Source organism: Pseudomonas sp. HTZ2, assembly GCF_033173945.1.
Classification (GTDB): Bacteria; Pseudomonadota; Gammaproteobacteria; order Pseudomonadales; family Pseudomonadaceae; genus Aquipseudomonas; species Aquipseudomonas guariconensis.
This window is the reverse complement of the sequence record NZ_CP137332.1, coordinates 2,228,115-2,242,793: the sequence shown is the minus strand read 5'-3', so window position 1 is coordinate 2,242,793 and position 14,679 is coordinate 2,228,115. Positions and strand designations below refer to the sequence as shown.

At 65.0% G+C, this 14,679-nt stretch carries 15 protein-coding genes; 9 read left to right on the top strand and 6 right to left on the bottom strand.

Features of this window, described 5'->3' with window-relative positions; translation table 11 throughout:
- Positions 1 to 128 precede the first annotated feature (128 nt).
- The gene (locus R6G97_RS10375; protein WP_043207842.1) at positions 129 to 1,406 is read right to left on the bottom strand and encodes an acetyl-CoA C-acetyltransferase; all 1,278 of its coding nucleotides are present in this window, start codon (positions 1,404 to 1,406) and stop codon (positions 129 to 131) included.
- Positions 1,407 to 1,525: 119 nt separating this feature from the next.
- On the opposite strand from R6G97_RS10375, the gene R6G97_RS10370 reads away from it, so the two are divergent.
- The 7 genes from R6G97_RS10370 (at position 1,526) to R6G97_RS10340 (ending at position 8,233) form a co-directional block, all read left to right on the top strand.
- Positions 1,526 to 2,878: a 3-oxoacyl-ACP reductase gene (locus R6G97_RS10370; protein ID WP_317848068.1), complete on the top strand. Its 1,353-nt coding sequence runs from the start codon at positions 1,526 to 1,528 to the stop codon at positions 2,876 to 2,878.
- A 2-nt stretch (positions 2,879 to 2,880) separates the two neighbouring features.
- Complete coding sequence (locus tag R6G97_RS10365; RefSeq protein WP_317848067.1) at positions 2,881 to 3,732, top strand: MaoC family dehydratase; 852 nt, start codon at positions 2,881 to 2,883, stop codon at positions 3,730 to 3,732.
- Between the two features lie 79 nt (positions 3,733 to 3,811).
- A complete protein-coding gene (locus tag R6G97_RS10360; RefSeq protein WP_043207849.1) occupies positions 3,812 to 4,117 on the top strand; it encodes a MazG-like family protein in 306 nt (101 codons plus the stop codon).
- Complete coding sequence (locus R6G97_RS10355; protein ID WP_090343088.1) at positions 4,114 to 4,863, top strand: methyltransferase domain-containing protein; 750 nt, start codon at positions 4,114 to 4,116, stop codon at positions 4,861 to 4,863. Before R6G97_RS10360 ends, R6G97_RS10355 begins: the two co-directional genes overlap by 4 nt.
- Before the next feature lie 21 nt (positions 4,864 to 4,884).
- Positions 4,885 to 5,520: a DUF4136 domain-containing protein gene (locus tag R6G97_RS10350; protein WP_043207854.1), complete on the top strand. Its 636-nt coding sequence runs from the start codon at positions 4,885 to 4,887 to the stop codon at positions 5,518 to 5,520.
- Between the two features lie 19 nt (positions 5,521 to 5,539).
- Positions 5,540 to 6,106: a DUF4136 domain-containing protein gene (locus R6G97_RS10345; protein WP_070572672.1), complete on the top strand. Its 567-nt coding sequence runs from the start codon at positions 5,540 to 5,542 to the stop codon at positions 6,104 to 6,106.
- A 174-nt stretch (positions 6,107 to 6,280) separates the two neighbouring features.
- Entirely contained in the window at positions 6,281 to 8,233 is a 1,953-nt protein-coding gene (locus R6G97_RS10340) for a pilus assembly protein TadG-related protein (protein ID WP_043207857.1), read from the top strand.
- Here the strand turns inward: R6G97_RS10340 and R6G97_RS10335 are convergent.
- A complete protein-coding gene (locus R6G97_RS10335; protein WP_317848066.1) occupies positions 8,218 to 10,860 on the bottom strand; it encodes a PAS domain-containing sensor histidine kinase in 2,643 nt (880 codons plus the stop codon). The genes R6G97_RS10340 and R6G97_RS10335 overlap by 16 nt on opposite strands.
- The gene (locus tag R6G97_RS10330; RefSeq protein WP_043207861.1) at positions 10,857 to 11,291 is read right to left on the bottom strand and encodes a TadE/TadG family type IV pilus assembly protein; all 435 of its coding nucleotides are present in this window, start codon (positions 11,289 to 11,291) and stop codon (positions 10,857 to 10,859) included. The genes R6G97_RS10335 and R6G97_RS10330 overlap by 4 nt, the downstream gene beginning before the upstream one ends.
- A 75-nt stretch (positions 11,292 to 11,366) precedes the next feature.
- On the opposite strand from R6G97_RS10330, the gene R6G97_RS10325 reads away from it, so the two are divergent.
- Positions 11,367 to 11,837: an A24 family peptidase gene (locus R6G97_RS10325; protein ID WP_043207863.1), complete on the top strand. Its 471-nt coding sequence runs from the start codon at positions 11,367 to 11,369 to the stop codon at positions 11,835 to 11,837.
- A 105-nt stretch (positions 11,838 to 11,942) separates the two neighbouring features.
- The gene (locus tag R6G97_RS10320; RefSeq protein ID WP_043207980.1) at positions 11,943 to 12,719 is read left to right on the top strand and encodes a response regulator transcription factor; all 777 of its coding nucleotides are present in this window, start codon (positions 11,943 to 11,945) and stop codon (positions 12,717 to 12,719) included.
- Positions 12,720 to 12,824: 105 nt separating this feature from the next.
- On the opposite strand, the gene R6G97_RS10315 is transcribed toward R6G97_RS10320, so the two are convergent.
- Genes R6G97_RS10315 through R6G97_RS10305 form a run of 3 tightly spaced genes read right to left on the bottom strand, consistent with a single transcriptional unit; the run spans position 12,825 to position 14,679 of the window.
- Positions 12,825 to 13,085: a DUF3613 domain-containing protein gene (locus tag R6G97_RS10315; protein WP_090343093.1), complete on the bottom strand. Its 261-nt coding sequence runs from the start codon at positions 13,083 to 13,085 to the stop codon at positions 12,825 to 12,827.
- Between the two features lie 19 nt (positions 13,086 to 13,104).
- The gene (locus tag R6G97_RS10310; protein ID WP_317848065.1) at positions 13,105 to 13,776 is read right to left on the bottom strand and encodes a hypothetical protein; all 672 of its coding nucleotides are present in this window, start codon (positions 13,774 to 13,776) and stop codon (positions 13,105 to 13,107) included.
- A gap of 15 nt (positions 13,777 to 13,791) precedes the next feature.
- Positions 13,792 to 14,679, bottom strand: coding sequence for a type II secretion system F family protein (locus R6G97_RS10305; RefSeq protein ID WP_090343098.1), 888 nt, complete (start codon positions 14,677 to 14,679; stop codon positions 13,792 to 13,794).

Below are 14,679 nucleotides of genomic sequence, written 5' to 3'. Positions count from 1 at the left end.
CGGGCGCTAGAACTGCAACGCCCAGGTGTGGAGCCCAACGGAGCCTAACAGCCAAGGTTCATCGGCTACTGCGCCAGTGGGAGCTGGCGACAGCCTGCGATGGGCTGCACGGCAGCCCCAGCCGCCCCTCACCGCTCGACGATCATCGTCACCCCCTGCCCTCCCGCCGCGCAAATGGAGATCAGTCCTCGGCCCTTACCGGCCGTGGCCAGCAACTTGGCCATGTTCGCCAGGATGCGCCCGCCGGTAGCCGCGAACGGATGCCCTGTCGCCAGGGAGCTGCCTTTGACATTGAGCTTGCTGCGATCGATGGCGCCCAACGGCTGCGCAAGGCCCAGGCGCGTGCGGCAGTACTCCTCATCCTCCCAGGCCTTGAGCGTGCACAGCACCTGGGCGGCGAAGGCCTCGTGAATCTCGTAGTAGTCGAAATCCTGCAGGGTCAGCCCATTACGCGCCAACAACCGAGGTACCGCGTAGACAGGCGCCATCAACAGCCCTTCGTGACCGGTGACGAAATCCACTGCAGCGGTCTCGCCATCCACCACATACGCCAGCACAGGCAAGTCGTGCTCCCTGGCCCATTCTTCGGTGCCCAGCAATACCAGTGATGCGCCATCGGTCAGCGGTGTGGAGTTGCCGGCCGTCAGGGTGCCCTGCCCGCTGCGGTCGAACGCGGGCTTGAGCTTGGCCAACTGCTCCAAGGTCAGGTCCGCACGCAGGTTGTTGTCCCTAGCCAGGCCCAGGTAAGGCGTGAGCAAGTCCTCATGCCAGCCCTCATCGAACGAGGCCAGCAGACGTTGATGACTGAGCAGGGCTAGCTCGTCCTGCTCGGCACGACCAATCTGCCAGGTCTGCGCCATGCGCTCGCAATGCTCGCCCATCGACAGCCCCGTGCGCGCCTCTTCGATACGCGGCAGTTCAGGTAGAAAGTGCCTGGGACGCAGCTTGAGGAACGGCTTGAGCCGCTCGGGCCAGGTTCTGGCGCTGTTGGCCTGCAACAGGATGCGCCGCAGGCCCGGGCTGACGGCGATCGGGGCGTCCGAGGCGGTGTCCACGCCGCCGGCGATGGCACAGTCGATCTGCCCGAGGGCAATCTTGTTGGCCGACAGCAGCGCCACCTCCAGGCCCGTGCCACAGGCCAGCTGAAGGTCATAGGCCGGTGTCTGTGCCGAAAGTCGTGAGCCCAGCACGCTCTCGCGGGTCAGGCTCATGTCGCGGGCATGTTTGACCACCGCGCCCGCGGCCACCTCGCCCAGGCGCAAGCCATGCAGATGGCAGCGCTCAATGAGGCCCTCGAGCGCGGCGGTGAGCATCGCCTGGTTGCTAGCCTTGGCATAGACGCCGTTGGAGCGGGCAAACGGTATTCGGTTGGCGCCCAGGATCGCGACGCGGCGGGGTGAAACCATGGCGCATGTTCCTTCTGAAACAATTTGATCCGTACAGACTAGGTGTTTTTACCGCAGTCGAACGACCTCGACACAAACTTGGTCCACACTTGCAAGCTTGTCCCCTGGGAGACCCGCACATGAGCGACCGCTATCTCGGCTTTGCCAACTCCAACCTTGGCCGACGCCTCGTCGATGCCTTGGGCCTGCCCCGTCCGGCGCCGCTGGAGCGATGGCAGGCAGGGCGCCTGCGTCCCGTGGAGGGTGCCCTGGTGCTCGGAGGTGGGCCCCTGGCAGTCCAGGTGGAGGCCATCGCTCCACGCCTGACCGACACCCTCTACAGCTTCAACGGCGAAGGGCTGCAGGCGCAGACCTGGGTCGCCGGCCTGGGGCCGAAGCTCAAGGCCGTGGTATTCGATGCCAGCCATCTGGCCGACAGCGACGATTTGCGCCAATTGCGTGAGTTCTTCCAGCCGCTGCTGCGCAGCTTGGCCCGCTGCGCCCATGTGGTGATCCTCGGGCGCGCGCCCGAAAGACTCGACGACCCGCAGGCCAGCGTGGCCCAGCGCGCCCTGGAAGGCTTCAGCCGTTCACTGGGCAAGGAACTGCGCGACGGTGCCACCGTGCAGTTGCTGTATGTCGACAAGGCCGCCGAAGACCAGCTCGAAGGCGCCTTGCGCTTCTTCCTGTCGCCCCGCAGTGCCTTCATCAGCGGCCAAGTTCTGCGCCTGGGCCCTTGCGCCAACCACGTCGAGGACTGGACCCGCCCGCTGGCCGGCCGCCGCGCCCTGGTGACCGGTGCCGCCCGAGGGATTGGCGCAGCCATCGCCGAGACCCTGGCCCGCGATGGCGCGGACGTCATCCTGCTGGATGTTCCACAGGCACAAAAAGACCTCGACGCCCTTGCCGCCCGCCTGGGTGGCGAGGCCCTGGCCCTGGACATCTGCGCCAGCGATGCCCCAGCCAAGCTGGTCGAAGCCCTGCCCGACGGCCTCGACATCCTGGTGCACAACGCCGGCATCACCCGCGACAAGACCCTGGCCAACATGACGCCCGAATATTGGGACGCGGTGCTGGCCGTGAACCTCAAGGCCCCGCAAGTCCTGACCCAAGCGTTGTTCGACGCCGGCAAGCTTCACGACGGGGCGCGCATCACCCTGCTCGCCTCGGTCAGCGGCATCGGCGGCAATCGCGGGCAGTCCAATTACGCAGCGAGCAAGGCCGGCCTGATCGGCTTCGCCCAAGCCTGGGCACCCAAGCTGGCCAAGCAGGGCGCCAGCATCAATGCCGTGGCCCCAGGCTTTATCGAAACCCACATGACCGCCGCCATGCCCATGGGCCTGCGCGAAGCCGGACGACGCCTGAGTTCGCTGGGCCAGGGCGGCGTGCCACAGGACGTCGCCGAGGCCATCGCCTGGCTCAGCCAGCCCGGCACGGGCGCGGTCAATGGCCAAGTCCTGCGGGTCTGCGGCCAGGCACTGATGGGGGCATGACAATGACCCGTTCATGGCACGACCTGCACAACACCGACGCACGCGCCAGCCTTTACCTGCGGGCGTTGCGCAAACGCGGTATCAGCGGCGACCGATTGCCCGAGGCCGGCCTGCGCTGTTTCCTGCGGGTTCAGCCCGACAACCTGGCGGCCTATCGCCGACTGTGCCATTTCGCCGACCACGGCCGCCTGCCGCCGACCTATCCCCACATCATGGCCTTCACCCTGCAGCTCCAGTTGCTCACGGCCCATCGCTTCCCTTTCCCGCTGCTCGGTTTGGTCCACCTGCACAACGAAATCCAGGTCCATCGTCCGCTGGGCGGTATCGATGGCCTGCGCTTTGCGGTCTACGCCGACAACCTGCAGCCCCACGCCAAAGGCGGCACCTTCGATCTGGTCACCGAGGCCGAGGATGGGCTGGGTCTGCTCTGGCGGGAAACCAGCCGGATGCTGGTGCGCGGCCTGCGTTTGGAAGGCCAGGAGGACGAGGTGCAGACCGTCGAACCCGGCAACCTGCCGGAGGTCACCCGGTGGTACGCCGACAGTGATATTGGCCGGCGCTACGCCAAGGTGTGCGGCGACTACAATCCGATCCACCTGAGCGCCTCCAGCGCCCGCCTGTTCGGCTTCCCTACCGCCATCGCCCATGGCATGTGGACCAAGGCCATGGCGATGGCCGCCTTGCGCGGCCATCTGCCGGCCAGCGGCTATGCCTTCGCGGTGGATTTCCACAAACCCGTGCGCTTGCCTTCGGAGGTGGTGCTCAGTGCCAGCGAAGCCGGGCCGGAAGGTGTGCTGCGCCTGGAGGGGCATGGGGCGCTGGTGCACATGCTCGGGCGCTGGTCCCCGCTCTAGCCCTGGGGCTGCCATGCAGCCCGAGGCGCTTGCTTTGCAGCCAGGCTCATCCGAAGCTATGCGCCATTAGGAGAGCCCAATGAACCTGCAAGAACTGACTGAACGCCTGCACCGGATCCGCGACACCAACGACTGGCGCGGCTTCCACAGCCCCAAGAACCTGGCCATGGCGGCCAGTGTCGAAATGGCTGAACTGGTGGAGATCTTCCAATGGCTGACCGAGGATCAGTCGCGCCAGCTTCCCCCTGAAAAACTCGCCCACGCCGGCCAGGAAGTGGGCGATATCGTCCTCTACCTGTTGCTGCTGTGCAGCGAACTGGGGCTGGACATGAACGAAGTGGTGCGTGCCAAGCTAGCTGACAGCGAGAGGCGCTTCGCCAAATGAACGACCGTCATTTCGATGAATTGGCCACCCGTTTCGCCGAGAAGATCTATGGCGGCGCCAAAGGCGCGATCCGCCTCGCGGTCCTTCAGGCCGACCTCGCCGAAGCCCTGCCCGACCGTCCCTTGCGCGTGCTGGACATCGGCGCAGGCTTGGGCCACATGGCCCTGTGGCTGGCCGAACGCGGCCACCACCTGACCCTCGCCGAACCCGCCGCGCCCATGCTCGACGGTGCCCGCGCCCGCTTTGCCGAGGCCGGCCAGGCAGCCACCTTCATCCAGGCGCCCTGGCAGGACCTGCTCGGCCAGCTGACCGAGCCGTTCGACCTTGTGCTGTGCCACGCCGTGCTGGAATGGCTGGCCGAACCCGAGAGCATCCTGCCGGTGCTGCACCAGTTGACCGCACCTGCCGGCTGGTTGTCCTTGGCGTTCTACAACCGCGACGCGCTGGTCTACCGCAACCTGCTCAAAGGCCATTTCCGCAAGTTGCGCAGCAACCGCCTAGCGGGTGAAAGCCAGAGCCTGACTCCGCAGAAACCGCTTGATCCAAGGGAGCTCAAGGCGCAACTTGAACCCATGTGGCAAGTCGAAAGTGAAAGTGGCGTGCGGGTGTTCCATGACTACATGCCCAAGGACTTCCAGGCCAAGGCCGAGCTGCTCGACCTACTGGAGATGGAGCTCGCACATCGCCGCCACCCCAGCTTCGCTGGGCTTGGCCGCTATCTGCACTGGATCTGCCGACCGCATTGACCCGCTTGCCGGGAGGACCCCATGCCGTACCCGCAACTCTGCCTGGCATTGCTCACCCTGACCCTGGCTGCCTGCCAGGGCAGCAACCCTTATGTCGCCAGTAGCCGGCCATTGCCGCCGGCACCGGCCCAGGCAGCCAACACCTTCGATGCCAGCGCTTATCCTGCACCGCCGCGCGACTACGGCCGCTATCGCAGCTGGCGCTGGCGCGACGGCCAGCCGCCAAGTGCCAATGCCAACGCCGACCCTGCGCAACTGGCCGAGGCGGTCAGCAGCGCCCTCGACCAGCATGGTTTGCGTCCTGCACGCGGCAATGCCGCGGACCTTCTGGTAAGCGCCGATATCCGTCTGGAGCGTCGCCTGCGCCAGGTGCGTGACTACGACTATTACGACCCCTACTACGGCCCGTACCCCTACGGCAGCATCGGCTATGGCGGTTATCGCAATGGCTATGGCGCCTATGGCAGCGTGCCGATCGTGCGCACCTATGAAGTCGAAGTCATGGTGGTGCGCATCGACCTGTTCGACGCGCGCGACGGCCAACCGGTATGGAGCGCCAGCGCCGAGAGTGGCAGCGGCAAGGACTCGCCTCGGGACCGCGAAAACGCTTTGCGCGAGTCAGTGGGCAAGGCGCTGAGCGGCTATCCTCCCAGTTAGTGTCCAACGGAGAACCATCATGTTGCGCCGCCTCGTTCTGTTGTCATTCGCGTTGTTGCTCACCGCCTGCGCCAACAACAACGTCACCCAGGATTTCGACGCCAGCCGTGACTTCGCTGCCTACCGCAGCTGGGCCTGGCAGGAACCGGCGTTGCAGTACCGCCCGGACGACCCACGGATCAAGAGCGACCTGACCGAGCAGCGCATCCGCCAGGCCGTGGCCGACCAGCTCGACCAACGCGGCCTGAGACCGGTGCAGGGCAATGCCCAGGCCGATGTGAAGGTACGCGCCTACCTCATCGTCGAGGAACGCCAGCAGCAGATCACCACCAACTACGGCGGCGCCTGGGGTGGGTACTGGGGAGGTTATTGGGGCGGGCCGATGTACAACGAGACCCGTAGCGTCGACTACAAGGTCGCGACCATCCAGGTGGACATGTTCGACGGTCGTGACGGCAAGCTGGTCTGGCGTGCCAGCGCCGAACAGATCATGAACAACTACCCGCCCGGCCCGGAAGAACGCAACACTGCGATCCAGAAGACCGTCACCCAGGTGATGTCGCACTATCCACCGCGCCGGCAGTAAACAGACGATGCAGTGATGGCACGGGCTTCGCCCGTGTTCGCGGGATAAGCCGCGAACACGGGCCGGCAAGGTCGTCACGATCGACCAAGCAAACACGGCAATTAGCCATCACCTTTACTACACTCCTTTCACCGCCGCCGCGCTGCTTGGCCAGAGGCCTGCAAAGGAGTGCCCGTGGTTCTTCGTTATCCCGCACGCCAACGCGGCGCGATCGGCCTGATGGCCGCGCTCACGCTGGGCCTTGCCCTGCTGTTCATGCTGCTGGTGGTCGACAGCGGCCGGCTTTATCTGGAGCAGCGTAAACTTCAGCGCATCGCCGACATGGCAGCATTGGAGGCGGCTGGCCAGCACGCCGTGTGCACCGGCACCGGTCCCCAGGCCCCCACCCTTGCGCGCACCGCCGCCACCCGCAATGGCCATGATCCGAGCAACCCGCTGGTGGCCAGTTGTGGCCATGTGCAAACCGGGGCCGACCACCTGCGCACCTTCACCGTCGATGCCTCGCGCAATGAGGCAATCAGGGTGCAGGTCAGCAACACCGTCCCCACCAGCGTTGCCGCCGGTGTCTTTGCCTTGGTCAAAGGCGATGGTTTGCCCTTGACCAGCACTTTGACTGCCAGCGCCGTGGCCTCAGTGCCCACGCAACCGCAGGCGATGCTGCGAATCCGCAGCACACTGGTGAAGATCGACACCCGCCAGGCGGCGCTGCTCAATGCTCTGCTCGCCCCCCTGGGTGGCAACCTGCAGCTCGACGTTGCCGGCTGGCAGGGCCTGGCCGACACCCAACTCAATCTACTCAAGTACCTGGATCAGTTGGCAGTGGACCTGAACATCAAAGCCGGCGACTACCAGACCCTGCTCGACACGAACGCCAGCGCAACCCAACTGCTGCAAGCCGCCGTGAAAGTCCTGCAGCAAAGTGGCACCGCGGTTGACGTGGTATCGAACCTGGGCAAGGTGGCACTGGCCGGCAGCGGCAGTTCATTGCATCTGGGGGAGCTGGTCGATATCCAGAACGGCACCGCCAAGGCCGGGCTCGATGCTAGCCTTCAGTTGCTTCAGTTGGTCCATGGCATGCTCATGGTCGCAGCCAGCGACAGCGCCGCAGGCATCGACCTCTCGCCCAGCGTGCTTGGCCTGGCCAATGGTCGAGTACGGGTGAAAGTCATAGAGCCACAACAGATTTCCTCGGTGGGTGACCCATCAAAAGATGAGCTCAGGGTGCATACCGCCCAGGTCAAAGTCCTGGTGTCGGTCGATCTGCCGTTGCTGGACAGCGTCGTCGGCCTGGTAAACGCCGTGCTCGACCTGGCGGCCCCCTTGACCAACGTGCTGAACAATCTGCTCAGCCTGAACCTGTTCGGCACCGTGCAATCGCTGACCTGTAGCCTGGGCATTCCGTGCAAGGTCAGCGACATCAAGCTGATGCCGGACAAGCTTCACCTGGATATCGGCCTGGAGATAGGCGAAGCCACCAGCCGCCTCAAGCCGCCGTTGACGAGCAGTTACAGTTGCTCCCCCAAGCGCCTCACTACCCTCACCGACCGCTCCGCCGTGAAGATCTCGGTGGGCAGGTTCGACTCGCCCGACACGTTTTTCGCCCAGGGCACCGCTGCGAACAAGGCCCTGCCTTTGATCGACATCGGCACCAATGTCTGCAGCCGCGTGTTGATCCTGCCGCCAGTCTGCGGCACCCGCGTGCCCTTCGCCGGTGGCGGCATCGGCGTGCGTGTCGACAGCAAGGTACTGGGGTACGGCCAGGGCGAACATGACTTGGTCTTCCAAGGCGCGAGCGAGCCGCCCGATATTGGTCTCGATCCGCGCTATCAGGCGATGGCGACCGCCAACAGCAATGTGGTGGGCAGCCTCAGCGACACCTTGCTGGGGATCCACCTGGAGGCCTACGAACCCACTGCGAACAGTGGCCTGGGCAAGATCTTGGTGTTGACCGCAGGCCTGCTCGACGGTGTGAAGAGCATCCTCGAACCGCTGATCAAGAACCTGCTCAGCCCGATCATCGATCCGTTGGTGGAAATGCTCCTCAAGATGCTCGGCATCGATCTGGTCAACGCCGAAGTCGGGGCGAACCTCAGTTGTTCCAGCGGCCGCGCTCAGTTGGTGCTGTAAACCGGCAGACACACCCTGAAGCACGCGCCCTCGGCTCCGTTGGCCACGCTCAGGCTGCCTTCCATGGCTTCGATGATGCCATGGCTCACCGACAGTCCTAGCCCGGTGCCGACACCCGCCGGTTTGGTGGTAAAGAACGGCTCGAAAATACGCGCCTGGACCTGCGGGTCGATGCCGCCGCCGTTGTCCTCCACCCACAGGCACAGCTGCCCAGGCTGCAAGGTCTGGCGGATGCTGATCCAGGGCTCGGCGCAGCGTTGTTCGAGCAGGGCATCGCGGGCATTGATCATGAGGTTGATCATTACCTGCTCCAGTTGATCCTTGTGCCCCAGCACCTGCGGTTGGTCCTCGGGCGTCTCGATCCGCAGGGAGACGCCCTTGCCGCGCAGGCTTTCCTCGAGCATCGCCGTCGCCTCCTGCACCGCGCTCCAGGCTGCGAAGCGCTGACGCTCGACCTCGGAGCGGCGCCCGAACACGCGCATGTGGTCCACCAGCCGTGCGGTACGCTCGATCTGCGCTTCGATGCGGTGCAACTTATCCTCCAGATAGGCAGGCTCGGCCGTGCCGTTCTCCAGGCGTTTCAGGGCATTGGCCGCCGCCATGCGCATGACGTTCAGTGGCTGGTTGATTTCATGCAGCAGGCCGGTGGTCAACTCGCCGAGCGTCGCCATCTTGGCGCCTTGCAGCAGGTGCCGCTGGCTGCGTCGCACTTCGGTGTTGTCACGGCCCACTGCCTGGATCTCCAGCAGCCGCCCCTGCTCATCGAACAGCCCGCGGTCGGCCCAGACCCACCAGGCGTGCTCGCGACCAGGCAACTGCAGGCAGATCTCCGCGCTGCTCATCGGTTGCTCGGGGGTCAGCAGTTGCAGCCGCGCCAGGAACGCTTCACGCTGCTCCTGCGAGAGCCACTGGCCGAGGTTCATACCCTCCAGTTGCTCCGGCGCGCAGTGCAGGTAGTCGGCCAAGGGTCGGTTGCCGAACACCAGGGCCAGGTCTGGACGATAACGGCAGATCATCGCCGGAGAGTCCTCTACCAGCACCCGGTAGCGCTCCTCGCTCTGGCGTACCCGGTCGGCGGCCTCGGTGGCCTCGCTGACATCCAGCCACAAGCCGACCACCTCCAGCGGCTGGCCAATATCGTTGCGCAGCAGTCGCGCCTCATCGAGTATCCAGTGGTAGCCACCCCGGCTATCGCGCAGACGGTAGCGGCTACGGGCCTGGCCCTCGCGCAGCAAGGTGCGGGTACGCTCCAGCCACAATGCGCGGTCGTCCGGATGCACGGCCAGGCCCGGCTGGCGGGCCTGTTCGCTGTCCGGCGTCCAGCCCAGCAGCGGCATCAAGCTGGCGCTGAAGAATTCGCTGTGCAACGCACCTTCGGCGTAGCGCTGTATGTAGATCACCGCCGGTGAACTGGCGATCAGGCTTTCCAGGCGTGTGCGCGCCGCGCTCGTCTGCAGCTCCTGCGCCTTGAGCGCACTGATGTCGAGCAGAAAACCGCGCAGCTCGCTGCCCTGCAACCGGCCCACCCAATGCAGCCAGGCCGGATCGCCATGCCCTTGGAGCGCCGGCACACGCACGCTCAGGCTCAAGTCATCGCCCATGCAGGCCTGCTCCAGGGCCAGGCGCGCCGGCTCCCGGTCGGCAGGGTGAAGCCGCGCAAGCCACTGCTCCAGGCTGGGGTGGTGGGGCAGATCAAGACGCGCGGCCAGGGTCGGGTCCAGGTGCAGGCCGTCCTCGCGTGACCAGGCCCACCAACCTGCGCCCAGTTGTTGCTGCAACTGCGCCAGGTAACCGCTCTGCTGTTGCAGCCGGGCATGCCGATAACGGCTGAGCACAGGTTCGATCAAGGCCTGCCACAACAGGTGCGCATCGGCGGGCATCTGCTGCCCGCCGGCACACAGCAGCCAGGCCTGGACCTGCGAGCCTTCAAGGTACGGCAGCACGAACAGCGAAACGCCGCCACACAGGGTCAGCAGTTCTGCAGGCAGCGTGGCGGCTGTCTGAGGTTGCGCCGACAGACCGTCCAGCCAGGATTGCAGGCGGGCGTCGCCCGGCCACGGCCAAGGTGTCTCGTTACCGGCGAAGGTGCGCCAACCCGAAGCCTGCGGCAGCATCAGGCGCACGGCGGGCACATGCCAGTGCTCGGCCAGATGCTGCAATTGCACCGCCACACATTGGGTCAAACGCTCCGCGCTGCACTCGCGCAAGGCGCGGTCGATGTCCTTTGCCAACTGCCACTCGCCTTGATGCTGCCAGGCGTGGGTCCGCTCGAGCAGCAGGTCGCCGATATCGAACAGCTGCAACAACCAGCCATCGCCCTGGCGCATCACCCAGCCACGGGTACACAGGGGGTTGCCCGTGGCAGTGCGAAAATCCAGATCCAAGGGTTGCCCCTGCCAATCGGCAGGCTGCCCTTCCAGCACCAGCCAGCTGTGCCGCTCCAGGTAGTCCTGGACCCGGCCACCACCTTTGAAGGGCAACGCCAACAAGGTGCGCAACGGCCCAGACAAGCGCTGCACGCTGCCTTGCCCATCGAGCCACAGTTGCAGGCCAACGGCGGCAGGCGCCTCAGGCTCGGAAACAGCTGGCTGCGTGCCGCCGCGCCAACGGTCGAACAGCCCGGTCACAGTTGCAGACTCGCTTTGGCCTGCAACTGCTCGGGCAAGCGTGGTACTTCACCGATCACAGGCAGCACCAGCAATGGCAACACGCGGGTCAGGCGCTCACGCGGGTATTGAATGGTTACGGTCAACAGCTTCCCGCTCAACTCGACCTTGGCATCCTTGACCGCGCTGAAGCCCAAGGCCGCGGGCATCCAGGACAGCTGCTGGTCGATCGCCTGCTGTGCCACGGCGCTGTAGCTGGCCAAGGCGCTGCCGGGCTCGAGCGCCACGCAGCGGCGCACCGCCTCGCTGGCCGCCTGGTTGAACGACTGCACCATCAGCATCGGCAACGCATAGCTGACCAACCCGTAGAACACCGCGAAAAAAACCATGAAGACTGCGACGAACTCGATGGCAGCCGCACCTTTTTGCCGTCTTGCCAGGCTTGCTTTCATGTTCGCGTCTACCCTGACTATGACACCTGAAACACAGCATAGAACCGTTCAACGAATAGGGATGGCATTTTGCCAATGCAAAGCATTGTTCTCCTGATGTGGCTTGCCTTGTGCACCGAACAAGATATCCGCGAACGGCAGCTCTCCAACGCTCTGACCCTGGGCGTTGCGGCTTGTGCCTTGGTCTGGTTGTTCGCCACCGGGCGCAGCTGGATCGGCGCCGAACCCAGCGATGCCGGTTGGGCACTGGCCATCGTCATGCTGCTCACCCTCCCCGGCTACATGCTTGGCCGCTTCGGCGCTGGCGACGTCAAGCTGATGGGCGCCCTGGCCCTGGCCACCAGCCCCCCGTACGTGCTTGGCACTTTCATCGGCGCCGGCATCACCGTGCTGGCCTGGCTGCTTGGCCGCCGCAGGCTGTGGATCCTGCTCAATCCCAAGGTGAAAAAGCGCCTGCAGAAACTGGCCGAGGAAGTCGGCGACAAACAACCCTTCGCGCCCTATGTGCTGGTGGGTTTTCTGCTGACAGCCGTATGGATTCAGTAACGACACCAAAAACTATACAAACCTTGTACAAAACCACCAACACCAGCTACCGTCTTTAGCGTTCATGCGCAGGAACAAGGGCCCAGAACGAACAGGGAGTTGATCGTGAACAAACAGCCCAGCACGGTGAAGATTCTGGTCGTCGATGACCAGCCAGAGGTGGTCGAACAGCTGTGTGAATATCTCGAACTTCACGGCTACGCCTGCACCCCGGCCAACAGCGCCATGCAAGGCATTGAGCGCTACCAGGCCGACGAGCAGATCGGCTTGGTCCTGTGCGATCTACACCTCCCCCAGATCGATGGCATCGAGATGGTCCATGCGCTCAAGAAACTCACCGGTCGCCAGCGCGTGTTCGAAGCGATCATGCTGACCGGACAAGCCGAGAAGCAGGACATCATCCGCGCCCTGCGGGAAGGGTTCGCCGATTACTACCAGAAGCCCGTCGACCTGCAGGAGCTGCTCGAAGGCGTGCGACGCCAGGAGCAAGCGCTGCTCGAACGCCAACGCAACATTCATGAACTGGGGCACCTGAACCAACGCTTGCAGGAGCTGGCCGAGTCCATCGATATCCTTTACCAAGACCTGGAGAAAGCCCGCGGCCAAGGCATGCATCGCCGCGCCACGGACCTCGAAGAGCCCGAGGCCGAGCTGCCCCCGGTCTTCGACAAGCTCTCGCCGCGTCAGCTGGAAGTGGCCAGGCTCGTGGGCAAGGGCAAGACCAACTACCAGATCGCCTGTGAGCTCGGGATTACCGAGAACACCGTCAAGCTCTACGTGTCGCAGGTGCTGCGTCTGACCCACATGCACAACCGCACCCAACTGGCCTTGGCGCTGATGCCAGGCGCTTCGCCGCTGAGCCAGCGCTTCTCCACCCACTGAACGGCACAGGCTTGTAGCCTGTTGCCGGCTCGCTCGCCGATGCCCGTTCCCACAGGTAGCGTGCCGCGCTCATGGTCTGCGCAGGACCGGCAGGCGTTGGCTGCGTCAGTTACCGGTGGTGCTCATCGACTGATAGCGGAAGGCATCGGGGATCGGATACTTGTAGCTGTCCAGCCAGCGCTGTAGGGACAACTCCCGCTCCTTCGCGCTCTGCCTCTGGGGTTTCGGCGAGGCCTGCTGGTTGCTCGCCTGCACCCGCAACCAGGCTTCGGCGCCAGTGTCCGGCGGCGGCCGGCGAGGTGGGTCCTCGGCCTGAGCGAGCAGTGGGCAGGAAAGGCAGAGCACAACCATCATTGGCTTGAACATGGCAACGCCTCCTTTGTCTTCAACCCACCGAGCCACGCCCGGTCTCCTTCAACTGCTTGGCCCGCGCCTGGGCCTCGGCGAACTGCTCCGGCTTGAGCCCTAGCCGGGTCACCAGGTCGGCGGCCTGCTGCCAATTGTCCTCGACCAGCGACAGGGTCACCAGGTTGACTGCCGGCAGCGGGTTGTCGTCCTTGAGCTCGATGGCGGTCAGGAACTCGAAGCGCGCCTGTTCATGATCGCCCAGGTTCATCAGCACCACTCCCAGGTCATTGCGCACCTTCTCGTCGGTTGGCGCCAGAAGCACCGCCCGCTGCAAGTTGCGCAGCGCCTGTACATCGTCCCCCCGCGCCGAGGCAAGCTGGCCCAGGCCATGCTCGGCTTCGGCCGCCAGGCAGCCGCCGAGCAGGCTGCGGTAAAGCGGTTCGGCTTCGCTGCGCCCAAGCAGGCGCAGCACCTTGGCTTTGCGCAAGCGCACCTGATCGAGGTCGTCCGGCAGTTGCTGCAGGTGCGCATAGCTGGCGTGCGGGCGCCCGTCGTTGAGCATCTCGTCCGCCAGGTTCAGTGCCAGTTGCTGGTCGGCGGTGGGCTTGCCGCAGGACGAGGTGCCCAGCAACCTGGCAAACCCCTCGGGTGGCTGGCCCGCACAGCCTGCCAGCAAAAACAGACCGGTGAACAACAGGATCGCTTTCATCCGACTCTTCCTTCCTCAGAACGCCAGGGCCCGCGTCAGTGCGGTGAAACCCGGTCCGGCCAGGACGATGATCAAGGCCGGGAACAAGAACATCATCATCACCGCCGACATCTTTGCCGACATCTTCGAAACCCGCTCCTGCAGACGCGTCAGGCGCCGATCATCGAGCAAGGTCTTAAGGCCCAGCAGCGACTTCATCGCACCGCTGCCCTGCACCAGCAACTGGCGCAGGATCACGCAGGTGTCGATGAATTCGTCCACCGCCAGCAGGCGTGCGGTCTTTTCCAACTCCGGCCCCAACGCAAGCCCGGAGTCCACGCGTTGCAGGACCAGCCGCAGCTCTTCACTCACATGCGGCACCAACGTGCGGCTCTCGTGGCTCAGCACCCGCAGGGCCTGTTCGACCGCCAAGCCGCTCTCGAACAAAATGCGCAGCAGCGGGATCACCAGGCTCACCTCCTGGGCGATGCGCTGCTGGCGGCGCAATGCGGCCATCGCCAGCAGGCGCTTGGGCAGCAGGTAGCCCACCCCCAGGGCACACAGGGGCAACACCACCCCATGGCCAAAGCCGCCCGACACCAGGCCCTGCTGTAGCAACAGCGTCAGGCCCGCCGCCAACACCGGCAGCCCCAGTTGCACGGCCGCGAACAACGCCCGGTGACGGCTACGACGCCAACCCACTCGCTCCAGCAGGGTCTGGGTTTCGCTGTCCAGGGTCTGCAGACGTCGGCCCAAGGCCGAGTTGCCCAGCCAATGCAGCCAGTCTCCCAGCCGCTCCTCACGGGCCAGCTGGCCTTGCAAACGCCGTGCGATCATCTGCCGGGCGCGGACCTGGCGCAGCGCCTGCAAGCTCAACAGGACAAAGCCTGCGAACAGGCAAAGGGCACAGATCAGCCAGGCCAT